General features: G+C 59.2%; 13 protein-coding genes. 10 read left to right on the plus strand and 3 right to left on the minus strand.

The genetic code is table 11. The features are described from left to right. The first annotated feature begins 159 nt into the window (after positions 1 to 159). From D9K61_RS05725 to D9K61_RS05755, 7 genes are all read left to right on the plus strand, one after another. Positions 160 to 360, plus strand: a complete 201-nt coding sequence (locus D9K61_RS05725) for a hypothetical protein (protein ID WP_120632300.1) — start codon at positions 160 to 162, stop codon at positions 358 to 360. Then, a complete protein-coding gene (locus D9K61_RS05730) occupies positions 353 to 1,108 on the plus strand; it encodes a helix-turn-helix domain-containing protein (protein ID WP_120632301.1) in 756 nt (251 codons plus the stop codon). Before D9K61_RS05725 ends, D9K61_RS05730 begins: the two co-directional genes overlap by 8 nt. A gap of 118 nt (positions 1,109 to 1,226) precedes the next feature. After that, on the plus strand, positions 1,227 to 1,556 hold the full coding sequence (gene mobC / locus D9K61_RS05735; protein WP_254055689.1) for a plasmid mobilization relaxosome protein MobC: 330 nt from the start codon (positions 1,227 to 1,229) through the stop codon (positions 1,554 to 1,556). Then, a complete protein-coding gene (locus tag D9K61_RS05740; RefSeq protein ID WP_120632302.1) occupies positions 1,550 to 3,109 on the plus strand; it encodes a relaxase/mobilization nuclease domain-containing protein in 1,560 nt (519 codons plus the stop codon). Before mobC ends, D9K61_RS05740 begins: the two co-directional genes overlap by 7 nt. Continuing rightward, a complete protein-coding gene (locus D9K61_RS05745; RefSeq protein WP_254055690.1) occupies positions 3,093 to 3,422 on the plus strand; it encodes a hypothetical protein in 330 nt (109 codons plus the stop codon). The genes D9K61_RS05740 and D9K61_RS05745 overlap by 17 nt, the downstream gene beginning before the upstream one ends. A 190-nt stretch (positions 3,423 to 3,612) precedes the next feature. Next, positions 3,613 to 4,074: a mobile mystery protein A gene (locus D9K61_RS05750; protein WP_120632303.1), complete on the plus strand. Its 462-nt coding sequence runs from the start codon at positions 3,613 to 3,615 to the stop codon at positions 4,072 to 4,074. Then, positions 4,071 to 4,694 carry a mobile mystery protein B gene (locus tag D9K61_RS05755; protein ID WP_254055691.1) on the plus strand — a complete coding sequence of 208 codons (624 nt, stop codon included), beginning with the start codon at positions 4,071 to 4,073 and terminating at the stop codon, positions 4,692 to 4,694. Before D9K61_RS05750 ends, D9K61_RS05755 begins: the two co-directional genes overlap by 4 nt. A gap of 27 nt (positions 4,695 to 4,721) precedes the next feature. Here D9K61_RS05755 and D9K61_RS05760 read toward each other — a convergent pair whose 3' ends face one another. After that, complete coding sequence (locus D9K61_RS05760; RefSeq protein ID WP_120631521.1) at positions 4,722 to 5,654, minus strand: IS5 family transposase; 933 nt, start codon at positions 5,652 to 5,654, stop codon at positions 4,722 to 4,724. 50 nt (positions 5,655 to 5,704) lie between these two features. On the opposite strand from D9K61_RS05760, the gene D9K61_RS05765 reads away from it, so the two are divergent. Together D9K61_RS05765 and D9K61_RS05770 are read left to right on the plus strand one after the other, a co-directional pair. Continuing rightward, entirely contained in the window at positions 5,705 to 6,595 is an 891-nt protein-coding gene (locus tag D9K61_RS05765; RefSeq protein WP_371688455.1) for a mandelate racemase/muconate lactonizing enzyme family protein, read from the plus strand. A gap of 1 nt (position 6,596) precedes the next feature. After that, positions 6,597 to 7,871, plus strand: a complete 1,275-nt coding sequence (locus D9K61_RS05770; protein ID WP_120632304.1) for an aspartate aminotransferase family protein — start codon at positions 6,597 to 6,599, stop codon at positions 7,869 to 7,871. A gap of 234 nt (positions 7,872 to 8,105) precedes the next feature. On the opposite strand, the gene hemC is transcribed toward D9K61_RS05770, so the two are convergent. Next, a complete protein-coding gene (gene hemC, locus D9K61_RS05775) occupies positions 8,106 to 9,065 on the minus strand; it encodes a hydroxymethylbilane synthase (protein ID WP_120632305.1) in 960 nt (319 codons plus the stop codon). A 105-nt stretch (positions 9,066 to 9,170) separates the two neighbouring features. On the opposite strand from hemC, the gene hemE reads away from it, so the two are divergent. Continuing rightward, positions 9,171 to 10,205, plus strand: coding sequence for a uroporphyrinogen decarboxylase (hemE, locus tag D9K61_RS05780; protein WP_120632306.1), 1,035 nt, complete (start codon positions 9,171 to 9,173; stop codon positions 10,203 to 10,205). A gap of 58 nt (positions 10,206 to 10,263) precedes the next feature. Here the strand turns inward: hemE and D9K61_RS05785 are convergent, their stop codons facing one another. Further along, positions 10,264 to 11,373 (minus strand): CaiB/BaiF CoA-transferase family protein, encoded by a 1,110-nt coding sequence (locus D9K61_RS05785; protein WP_120632307.1) that lies wholly within the window; start codon positions 11,371 to 11,373, stop codon positions 10,264 to 10,266. Between the last annotated feature and the right edge of the window lie 427 nt (positions 11,374 to 11,800).

Consider the following 11,800-nt stretch of genomic DNA (forward strand, 5'->3'; position numbering starts at 1 on the left):
CTATGTTCATAGTAAAATCAATAACTGTTTGATATTAGTAGATTCTGATCAGCAATGTTCCGCTATGAGAAATAGTAGCACTGTCTTCGGGAGGCAGGGGTCGGAGGTTCGAATCCTCTCACTCCGACCAATAATTCCAAATATTTAACCCGTTTTACTATGACCCTTGTTAAGGGGCGGTCCGGATTTGATCCGGATTATGCGGCATTTGAGGCGGGTTTCGGTGAGTCCTGCTCCCTCAGAAACCGAAAGGCCGCTGACCGGGCTGGCACCCGCGTCAACGGCCAAATCGAAAAGTTTGCTGAGGAAACCTCCCAGACCGCAAGCGTGATCGCAATCGCGGGTGGGGCCGATGTCTGATCTTCTGCCCTTCTGCAAGATTAAGCTGCAATACCTGCTGGAAATGGTCACCGATCATGAGCTGGACGACAACGCCCTGCGCGTGGCGCTCTACCTGGCGTTGGCCCACGCCGACCACGAGACGGGCGAAAGCCGTCCGTCCTTCGAGACCATCGGCGCGGCCATCGGCAAACACGCCAAGTCGGTCAAGCGGGCGCTGAACAAGGTCGAGGCGGCGGGCTACATGACCGTGGAGCGCGGGACCAATAAGGGCAATTCCTCTCGCTACCACCCGACCAAAGCGGCCCTAAAACGGGCCACGGATCGCCGCCGGGAGGGGGACAAAGTTGTCCCGCTTAGCCGCGCCAAAGGGGGACAATCCTGTCCACAAAGCGGGACAGACCTGTCCGGGAAAGGGGGACAGGATCGCCCCCCGAACAGAGAACAAGAACTTAGAAAAGAACGAGAGCGCGCGTCCGCGCCGGATTGGTCCGATGAAGGGCAATCCGGCGGAGCGCGCTCGGACCTCGTTTTCGTCCCGAGGGGCATCTGCTTTGTTCGGGACTGGAACGAAAGGCTAGCCCGGGAAGGCATGACCACGCTGGAGCGCAGCCTGCCCCAGTCTCCGCACGAACATCACCTGGGATACTGGCTTCCGGCACGGACACCGGCCCCGTTGGGCTGCGCTGAGTGGCAGGACCAACTCCAATTACTCAGAGATTTGATCCGCGAGACGTCAGAAAACGCGGAGCACTGCCATGTGGTCTGAGCAAACAGCAAGGCGACCCATGTCATACGCTGGCGCGGATGCCACGGGACCTTGCGAGGGGCGGCAAGCCTCCCCTTCGAACCCCACCGGCGCGGGAAAAGCCCGCGCAAAGGAGCCGTTGACAGAGACCTTCGTCTTCCGTTGCACGGCGGCTGAGAAAGCCGAGCTCCGCGCCAAGGCCGAGGCCGCTGGCCTGCCCGCCGCGACGCTCTTGCGCGAGGTGCTTGGCCTGACCGAGGCGCGCCGCCGCAAGCCAGTGCCGCGCGTCGATCCGGCGCTGGTGCTGGCAGTTGGGCGCATAGGCGGCAACCTTAACCAGATCGCGCGATGGCTGAACCACGCGATGCTGGTGGGCCGCACCGACCTCGACAGCCTGACCGTCGCGCGCCGCCTATTGGTGATCGAACGCCGGCTTGCCCAGCTCCTCGAAGAGGCGCGGCGGTGCTGATCAAGTTCTTTCCCAACGGCAAAGGCGCGGGCGCGGGACCGGTCGGCTACCTCGTGGCTGAGCGCGTGCTGGCCTATGACGGCAAGCGCGACCTGATCCGCGATGCCGATGGCCTCCCCCTGACCGCGGTGCGCGATCCCTTGCCCGAGGTGCTGCGCGGCGACCCAAGCCGCACCGAGGCGCTGATCGACGCCAGCCGCCACCAGTGGACTTACCGAGCGGGCGTGATCAGCTTTGCAGCCGAGGACGCCCCCAGCGAGGCGCAGCAGGTCGAGGTCATGGACGCCTTCGAGCAGCTGGCTTTTGCCGGGCTGGACGGCGAGCAATACGACATGCTTTGGGTCCGTCACAGCCACGAGGACCGGGTCGAACTGCACTTCTGCACCCCGCGCCTGGAGTTGACTACCGGTCGCAGCCTGAACATCGCACCGCCCGGCTACCAGGACGCCTTTGACAGCCTGCGCGACCTGATGAACCAAGGCCACGGCTGGGCCGACCCGATGGAGCTGGAGCGCGCGCAGGAGGTGCGTGACACCATCGAGGCCCCGACCCGTGCCCAGGGCCGCGACGAGTTGCATGCTTGGATCCTCGATCAGATATCGATGGGTCTGATCGAGGATCGCGCCAGCATGATCGAGGCGCTCACGGACGCGGGTTTCGGCCTGCCCCGAGCGAGCAAGGCCTACCTCACCGCGCAAGACCCCGAGACCGGCGAACGCTGGCGCCTGAAAGGAGAGATTTTCTATGAAGACTGGCAAGCCGACCCGGCTAAGCGAGAAATTGAACGCGGAGTTGGACACGATACGCCACGACTACGCCGCCTCGATGGCATCCCAGCTGGAGAGCTTCAGGAGCGATTTGACGGTCATTGCGAGCGACGCGCGTACCATCGAGAGCGATACGCGCCACTTCCTGAACGAGAACAGGAGCTTGTTCGAGACGCGGACCGAACAGATCAGGCGCTGGCTGACGATCTCGCCCTGGGTGATCTCGGGGCTGATCGTGACGGGGATCGCCTCGATGATGGCCGCGAGCTGGTTTTGGACGGTGCAACTGACACGCTCGGAGCTGACGGAACTGGGCTTGACGCGGATCGACCATGGGGAACAGACCTTGCTGACGCTAGACCCCGCCCGGACCGAGCAGAAGACCTGCACGCTGGCCGGGACACCGGTCATCTGCATCAAGATCAAGGAGGAATGAATGACGACGCCCCTGACAGCCTTGGAGCGCGACTTGCTCGCCTGCGTCGAGCGGTTGGTGACGGCCTGCGAAACCTCAGCGCAGGAATTGACCGGATTAGAGGCGCGCTCGACGAAGAGGCTGCAAGCCCAGTTGGATGGTATCGCGACCTGCGCGACGTTGCTCATACGCTCGCAGATCGCGTCAATGCAGGCGTTGCGTGGCTTGCTGAGCGAAGAGGCCACCTACAACGCGCTGGACGCGCAGTTGAGCGAGAGCTTGACCTTAGCGAAGGCCGCCGAAGAGAGGCTGAAACAGAGCTGAAGGAATTGCAGATCGAACGGGGCCGCAACCATGGCCTGGAACTTTAGCGAGGAAGGGAAACCAATGAGTTTTGCACACGACCACTTCACCATGAGCTACCATCAGGCCTGCGACTATGGCATCGACTATCGCGGTTTTGAAAAGGTGGCCTGCCTTCCAGAAGGGGTTTCGCTTGTTGCTGTAGCGGGTGTCTGGGGCGACTACCAGAACATCCGCTGCTTGTTTGTGGACGTCGCTGGAAATGGCTACATGCGAAATATCCGTTGGTGGGGCGATAAAGGTTATCCGATCAAGGAGTTGGGTATTGATGCGAAGGAAATTGCCGTTGGACAGCAATTTTTCTTCGCGGAAACTGAGTGATTTCTGCTCAACCTTCCCAGCACATCAACGAGTTTGAGCGGCTCCGGGTTTGAGTGTGTTTTTTCAGACTTGCCATACTACGGTGTGGCATATCTATCATTTATGCCATACTATGGTATTGCAGTTATTAACTAACTGCCATACTATGGTATTACGATTAAGTCAAATATGCAAAACCATAGGTTGGCAGATGTCCGTCACACGCGCGAAACAGAGGCAAGCCGAAGACAAGATCAATCAGGCTAGACGGATGGCTCAGGCCTTCGCCAAGCCACTTGGGGGCTGGATCGCGACCTTCCAGGAAGCCATCGGCATGAGCGCGCCCGCACTAGCCGAACGGCTCGGCGTATCCAGGAACAGCATCTACAGCTCCGTCCAGAAGGAAAAAGCTGGAACAATCTCCCTGAATCAGCTCGACAAGATGGCTGAGGCCATGGGTGGAAAGCTAGTTTATGCGATCATCCCGCGCGAAGGGCTGGTCGAAGAGATCGTCATGGCTCAGGCCCGCAAGAAGGCCAAACGCATAATAAAGCGCACCCGCGCGCACATGGCCTTGGAAGAGCAGATCGAAGGCCTGCGCAGCCAGGAAGAAATGATCGAAGAACTTGCGAGAGAAATCGCACGTGAGATGCCGAGGGATTTCTGGAAGTGACCTTGGAACTGCACGAACCCTCCGGCGCAACACCACTGACACCGGACGAGTTGCTTGGCCTCAAGGCCAAGCACATCACCTCGCGCGGAGAGCTGAACGAGCTGGAGGGTGAAAACATCATCGAGGGGCTGACCTGGCTGGAACGGCGTCCCAAGTCCTTTGATGTTCTGACCGACAATGCCGCTCGCGAGGTCCACAAGCGATTGTTTGGCCAGGTTTGGGATTGGGCGGGCGTCTACCGGCTATCCGAGAAGAACATCGGTGTGCCAGTCTGGCACATCTCGACTGAGATGCGCACCTGCCTCGACGATGCCCGCTACTGGCGCGAGAACGGCACCTACGAGCCGCTGGAAGCCATCGCACGTTTCCACCATAAGCTGGTCTGGGTCCACCCCTTTGCCAATGGCAACGGACGCTGGGCGAGGATCATGGCGGATGCCTACCTGGCCACAATTGATCCAGAAATCTTCCTCGATTGGTCAGGTGGCGGGGCACTAACCGCAGACAGCAACCATCGGGCTCGCTACATCGCGGCTCTGCGCGCGGCAGATGGGTTTGAGTTCGGGCCGCTAGTTGAACTGGTCGATTCAATAGGCTTTGTTGCACAAATCGGGGTCTGAACGCACTTCCCCTTTCCGCGGACAGACTCATCCTACGGGCTCTGTGATGGGTATGCCAAGAGCGGTGTAGCGGTTGAGCACCGCGATCCGGATCTGTAGCTCAGCGACCTGCCGGTCGAAGTCTCGGGCCATGAGGCCTTGGCCCAGGAGTTTGAGGCAGTGCATCTTCGTCTCTGCGCGACTTCGGCGGTGATAGCCGGTCAACTTTCGCCAGAGTGCCCGTCCAAGATATTTGGACGCCCTGACAGCTTCGTTTCGGGCGATAGCTCCTGCCGTGGTTGGCTTCCAAAGTTGGGCATTCTTGCGTGGCGGGATGATGGCGGCGGCTCCGCGAGCGGCAATCACATTGTGGCAGCTGCGCGTGTCGTAGGCCCCATCAGCGGTGACCGTGGCAATCTCTTGGTCGGGCGGGATTTGGTCCAGCAGGTCGGGCAACATAGGAGCATCGCCGACATTGCTTGTCGTGACGCCAACTGCGCGGATCTCCAGTGTTTCCTCGTCCATACCGAGATGCAGCTTGCGCCAAAGGCGCTTCTTTGGTCCGCCATGCTTACGGGCGTTCCACTCTCCTTCACCCTCCGCTTTGATCCCGGTCGCGTCGATCAGCAGGTGCAAAGGACCCGTCCCTCCGCGATAGGGGATAGCGACGCTCATCGTCTTCTGGCGGCGGCAAAGAGTGCTGAAGTCTGGCACTTTCCAGTCAAGGCCTGCCAGCCGCAACAAACTTTCGACGAACCCGGTCGTCTGGCGAAGGGGCATGCCGAATAGCACCTTCATCGTGAGGCAAACCTGGATTGCCGCGTCGCTAAACTCGCGCTGACGACCGCGCTTGCCGGTCGACGAAGCGTACCATTCCATCTCAGGATCAAGCCAGATCGATAGCGAACCGCGCTGCTTCAACGCTGTGTTGTACGAAGGCCAGTTCCTGGTCTTGTACTTCGTAGGGGACCAACTGCTCATGCACCGTTGCTACCCCACTGGATTCAAACAGGGAATCCCTCGCCCCATTTGTGCAACAAAGCCGCATTTCGCCCTTTGGGGTTGATGCGCCGATGCGCAAACTGGATGGATTTCTACCGGGCCATGCATATGCTAAATCTATCGTAGATATCGCGCTGTGGGACCTGTTCGGTCAGGCCACGGGTTTGCCGCTTTATGCACTTTTGGGCGGGCGGACGCGCAAGGATATGCCGCTTTACCACTCGATCACTTGCATTGCGCCAGACGAAATGGCTCGGATCGCAGCCACCGCGTATCAAAGCGGTATACGTCAGTTTCAGGTCAAGCTGGGTGCCGATGCGGATTGGGAGGCCGATGCGGAACGTTTGCTCAAAGTGCGCGAAGCGGTGGGACCGGGTCCGATTGTCTATGGCGATTGGAACTGCGGGGCCTCGCGATTGCATGCGACACGCACAGGCCGTGCGGTGGCGCATCTTGATGTCATGTTGGAACAGCCCTGCAAAACGCTAGAAGACTGTGCGGCTGTTCGACAGGCCACCGGTCTGCCGATGAAAATTGACGAAAACGCCTGTGATCTGGCCTCGTTGTTGCAGGCACACGCGCTGGGCTGCATGGACGCTGTGGCGCTGAAACTGTCCAAATTCGGTGGTTTGTCAGCTATGCGCCGGGCGCGAGATCTTTGCGTGCAACTGGGCACCGAAACCTGCGCCGAATGCACATGGGGCTCGGATATCGTAACCGCCGCCTCGCTGCATTTTGCAGCATCCACGCCGCACGGGGCATTGCTGAACACCTGCGATCTGTCGTCTTACGTGGCGCCGCGGGTCTGCCCGGACGCCCCTGTGCGAACCAATGGTCGTATTGCCCCGCCCGAGGGCCCGGGCCTGGGCGTTGTGCCCGATATGGATGTCCTGGGTTCCCCGATTTTGGAGGTTGTTTGAGATGCTTAAGATTAACACTCAATCTGAATGGATCGCCCGCGCGCAGGCGGTCTTGCCTGCCGGAGGGTTTGGCAATTTCGATCCCGGTATCATTATTGCCCGAGGTGAAGGCAGCCGGGTTTGGGATGAGGACGGTACCGAATACATCGACTACCTAATCGGCTCGGGGCCAATGCTGTTGGGCCATGGTCATCCCGAAGTGATGGAAGCCGTGCTGGAGCAACTACCCAAGGGCATGACCTTCTTTGCCAATAACAGCAAAGGGATCGAACTGGCCGAGGCCATTGTGGATGCAGTACCTTGTTGCGAACAGGTGCGGTTTGTCGCCTCGGGTGGCGAGGCGGACATGTATGCGATCCGCCTGGCGCGTGCCTATACCGGACGCGATAAGATCGTGAAATTCGAAGGCGGTTACCATGGTATGAGCGCCGAAGCGCAGATGAGCCTTGCCCCCAACCGCGAGGTCAATTTCCCGCAGGCTGTGCCGGACAGCGCAGGTATCCCCGCGGGCGTGGCTGAGCAGATGTTGGTCGCGCCCTTCAATGATCTGGAGGCCGTCTCAACCCTGCTGGATGAGCATAATGATATCGCGGCGATCATGGCCGAGCCATTGCAACGGATCATTCCCGCGATGCCCGGATACCTGCAGGGGTTGCGTGATTTGTGCGACAAACACAATGTGCTGCTGATCTTCGATGAAATCGTGACCGGGTTCCGTCTGGCTTATGGCGGTGCCCAGGAACGGTATGGTGTGACCCCGGACATCTGCACCTTGGGCAAGATCACCGGCGGGGGCTTTCCGCTGGCGGCCGTTGGTGCCAGTGCCGAGATCATGCAGCATTTCGATAAGTCGCGCGTAGGTGCAGAGGGCTGGTTGATGCAATTGGGGACTTTGTCCGGCAATCCAGTGGCGTCCGTGGCAGGGTTGAAGACAATGGAGATTTTGCGGCGAGACGGGGCGTATGATCGGCTTCGCGCAATCGGTGGTGCGTTACAGAAAATGCAATCTGACGCGTTGAGCGGGGCAGGGATTGTCCATCAGATCTGTGGGGACGAAACGCTGTTCGATATTTATTTTACCGACAATACCTGCCGAGATTACCGCAGCGCCAAACACGATGACCCCAAACGCAATGCCACATACAACGCTGTCTTGCGCGAACACGGGATCTTCAAATCACCGGGCAAGCTGTATCCGTCGCTAGCGCTAAGCGAAACTGATCTGTCACAAACAAAAGAGGCAGTCGCAAGGGCTGTTGCGGCAATCTGCGAATAGCGATCCAAAAATCTTCCGGATGAATCAATTGGGCCGCTGTCGAAATTGACAGCGGCCCTAACTGATTGGATTTTGGGGTTCAGTCTCGCCCCCTCGAATACTTACTACAACACCAACAATCTAAAACTTTTCGATACTTTCGAGACTGATCCGACTTTCCAACCGGTATGACACCGTAATGCCCGATGGCAGAGCGGGCGACAGTGAAGTAGTTCACATTGCATAAACTTTTTGTCAATTTTTCCAATCAAAGAAACCAGGACCTGCCTGTTTCAACAGATTGGCGGCCATATCGCGACCCATTTCCGCCCCATCAGCGACAGATCCGGTCAATTCCTCGGTTATTGATTCTGATCCGTCGGGGCGCAGAACTTCACCGCGCAGGCGCAATTGACCGTTCACGAGTTCTGCCAGACCAGCGATCGGAGTTTCGCAGGACCCGTCCAGCGCGCCAAGCAACGCGCGTTCGGCCTGCAGGCGCTGATTGGTTTCGCCATGATGGATGGCTTCGAGCATTTGGGCGGTGCGATGGTCGGTGCCGCGCCGTTCAATGCAGATGGTGCCTTGTGCAATGGCAGGCAGCATCTCATTCGGTGAGATTGCGGTGGCCGGAACATCGCACATGTCCAGACGCCGCAGTCCCGCCATAGCCAGAAACGTACAATCGGCCACACCATCGGACAGTTTTTTCAGGCGGGTTTGGACATTGCCACGGAACTCTACCACATTCAAATCCGGGCGGCGGTGCAGCAACTGAGCCCGTCGCCGCAACGACGAAGTGCCCACCACGGCGCCCTCGGGCAGATCATGGATTGATCCCAGGTGTTCCGAGATGAAAGCGTCGCGTACGTCTTCCCGGGGAAGGTACGTGTCCAGCACCAACCCCTCGGGTTGGTCGACCGGCATGTCTTTGGTCGAATGCACGGCGATATCAATGTCGCCCCGCAGCATCGCCTCTTCTATCTCTTTGGTGAAAAGACCTTTGTTGCCAATCTCCTTCAGCGGTCTGTCCGCGTCGATCATGGCCCGGTTGTCGCCTGTGGTCTTGATGACCGTAATCTCAAACGCCTCATTGGGAAGATCGAACGCCTTGCTCAGCCTTTGGCGTGTCTCATAGGCCTGAGCCAGCGCAAGCGGCGAACCACGGGTGCCAATCCTAAGGGGCGATGCGGGGGTGGGCAGGGTCAATGTCATGCGCCCAGCTTTAGTCGCGTCACATTGCCCTGACAATGGGGCCGCGCTTGACAAATTGCCGCCGAAGGTCGACCCGTTGCCCGGACGTGACGATTGGGGGCGAAGATGGTCGAGACAAAAAAACTGCTGCGGGCACTGGCGGGCGAAGTGCAGGATGTGCCGCCGATCTGGATGATGCGCCAGGCCGGACGGTATCTACCGGAATACCGCGCGACACGAGCGCAGGCGGGCGATTTTTTGTCATTGTGCTATAACCCCGAACTGGCCGCCGAGGTCACGCTGCAACCGATCCGCCGTTATGGGTTCGACGCGGCGATCCTGTTTGCCGACATCTTGCTGGTGCCGCAAGCGCTGGGTGCGGACCTTTGGTTTGTCACCGGCGAAGGCCCACGTTTGTCCACAATCACGCAGCCGTCGGAGTTTGAGGCATTGAAGCCGGTCAGCGATATTCATGAAACGCTATCGCCGATCTATGAAACCGTCCGCATCCTGTCGCGGGAATTGCCGGCTGAGACAACCTTGATCGGCTTTGCCGGCGCACCCTGGACCGTCGCGACGTATATGATCGCGGGACGTGGAACGCCTGATCAGGGTCCTGCCCATGCACTGCGTGAGGGTGACACCGCGTTGTTCGAGGCTTTGTTGGATCGGATCACCGCGGCAACAATCGAATATCTGTCAGCCCAGATTGAAGCTGGGGCCGAGGTGGTCAAGATTTTTGACAGCTGGGCCGGATCTTTGAAAGGCGAAGCATTTCAAAAATATGCCGTCGAACCTTGTCGGGTGATCACGCAAGCCATCAAAGCGCGCCACCCCGGTATCCCGGTGATCGGGTTCCCAAGGGAAGCTGGTGAGGGCTATGTCGGGTTTGCAGGGGCGACTGGCGTGGATTGCGTGGCGCTGGACAATTCTGTTTCTCTGGATTGGGCAGTGGAACATGTGCAGGTCGACGGGTGCATTCAGGGCAATCTGGCCTCGTCCCATATGGTGACCGGTGGGCAGGCGCTGGTGGACGAGACGCGTCGGATCGTTGATGCGTTTTCAAACGGGCCGCATATTTTCAATCTTGGACACGGGATCACACCGGATGCGGATCCGGAAAATGTTCAATTGATGATCGATACCGTGCGCAGCCGGTGAAGGCGAAGGGGGCCAGCCCCCTTCTTGGCCTGTGGCCAATTCATCCCCGGGGATATTGTTAGCCAGATGAAGGATCAGGCCGGCTCTGGGTGTTGAGGTCTGCCAGAATTTCCACTGTGTGCTCGCCCCGAGCCGGGATGGGTTTTGGGTGCCAGGGGGTGTTCGAGAACCTTGGCGCGGGTGCGGCTTGCAGCGTTCCATCGATGTCGCGCCATGTTTGGCGCGCGGCGTTCATGTCATGCGTCAGCGCCTGTTCTGGGCTGAGAACTGGCGCGACGCAGGCGTCTGTACCGTGGAACAATGCAGCCCAATGATCGCGGCTGTGCGTGAGAAACAGTGCAGCAAGGCGGCGCGACTGATCTGGCCAGAGCGATCGGTCGAATTGCTTTTGGAACGTCTCATCGTCTGAGAGGCCCATGATCTGTAGAAATTCAGCGTAGAACTTTGGTTCAAGGCATTGGACGGTGATGAAGCCACCATCTGAACAGACATAGGTTCGGCTCCAATGCGGACCATCCAATAGGCTTTGACCGCGTGCCTCGGACAGATTGCCGCTTTGGCGCATGCTCATGAGCAGGTTCATCATATGGGCCGAGCCATCGTAAATGGCTGCGTCCACGATGGTGCCTTGTCCCGTTCGTTGGGCGTTGATCAAACCAGCCAGGAGGCCAGTGACCAGATACAGGGCACCGCCGCCGATGTCGCCGACAAGTGTGGCAGGCGTTTGCGGAGGGTTTTCGGGTGTCGACGCGTACCAGAGTGCGCCGGACAAGGAGATGTAGTTCAGGTCATGACCAGCAGCCTCGGACAGCGGGCTGTCCTGTCCCCAGCCTGTCATCCGACCATAGACCAGTTTGGGGTTTCGTTCCTGGCACTGTTCGGGTCCAAGGCCCAAGCGTTCCATGACGCCGGGCCGAAACCCCTCGATCAGTGCATCGGCGGTGTCGATCAGGCGTTTGGCGGTGTGTAGGTCTGTGTCGTCTTTGAGGTCGAGTTCAATCGATCGCTTGCCGCGATCCAGGACAGAACGTTCGGGCATGCCCGGAGTCACACCTCCGCCCTTGCGGTGGATGGTGATGACATCGGCTCCAAGATCCGCAAGCAACATAGCTGCAAACGGGGCGGGCCCCAGGCCTTCGATTTCTATGAGGCGTAGTCCGTCTAGCATGCGACAATTCTCCCTGCGCACAGGTTCCGATACTGTGGCCGGATTGCAAGAGAGACGTTCCGCGACGTGGCGTCTTGACCGGAAGGGCCAGGAGACCGTGCCTTCGGGTGTTTTGTTCTACCTGACGCACGAGAGAACAGATGCCGACGGTTCGGCATGAGAAAAGCGGGCGCACGGCGTGGATTGCACTGAGTCGCCCTGCGGTACTGAACGCCATTCATGATGAGCTGTCAGCGCGATTGGCTGGTCACGGTGTTTAACGGGACTACCCGCGATTCGTCTGAAGGGATCCACCTCAAAACCCGGACCGAAGAGGTCGGCTTGCGGCAGGCTGCCGCCGAGCGGGGTCAGGGCACATGCGGCTGGCCGACCAACCAAGAGCTACCGAAGCATAGTCGGTAGAGCGGTTGATGAATTGGGAAGAGGC

Source organism: Ruegeria sp. EL01 (genome assembly GCF_900313035.1).
In the GTDB taxonomy this organism is placed as follows: domain Bacteria; phylum Pseudomonadota; class Alphaproteobacteria; order Rhodobacterales; family Rhodobacteraceae; genus Ruegeria.

Bases quoted from the DNA above. Each gene is read 5' to 3' on its own strand.
- hemC (WP_120632305.1), bottom strand. From the start codon at position 9,065: ATGACATTGACCCTGCCCACCCCCGCATCGCCCCTTAGGATTGGCACC.
- D9K61_RS05785 (WP_120632307.1), bottom strand. From the start codon at position 11,373: ATGCTAGACGGACTACGCCTCATAGAAATCGAAGGCCTGGGGCCCGCC.
- D9K61_RS05750 (WP_120632303.1), top strand. From the start codon at position 3,613: ATGTCCGTCACACGCGCGAAACAGAGGCAAGCCGAAGACAAGATCAAT.
- D9K61_RS05770 (WP_120632304.1), top strand. From the start codon at position 6,597: ATGCTTAAGATTAACACTCAATCTGAATGGATCGCCCGCGCGCAGGCG.
- D9K61_RS05745 (WP_254055690.1), top strand. From the start codon at position 3,093: ATGGCCTGGAACTTTAGCGAGGAAGGGAAACCAATGAGTTTTGCACAC.
- D9K61_RS05725 (WP_120632300.1), top strand. From the start codon at position 160: ATGACCCTTGTTAAGGGGCGGTCCGGATTTGATCCGGATTATGCGGCA.
- D9K61_RS05760 (WP_120631521.1), bottom strand. From the start codon at position 5,654: ATGAGCAGTTGGTCCCCTACGAAGTACAAGACCAGGAACTGGCCTTCG.
- hemE (WP_120632306.1), top strand. From the start codon at position 9,171: ATGGTCGAGACAAAAAAACTGCTGCGGGCACTGGCGGGCGAAGTGCAG.
- D9K61_RS05730 (WP_120632301.1), top strand. From the start codon at position 353: ATGTCTGATCTTCTGCCCTTCTGCAAGATTAAGCTGCAATACCTGCTG.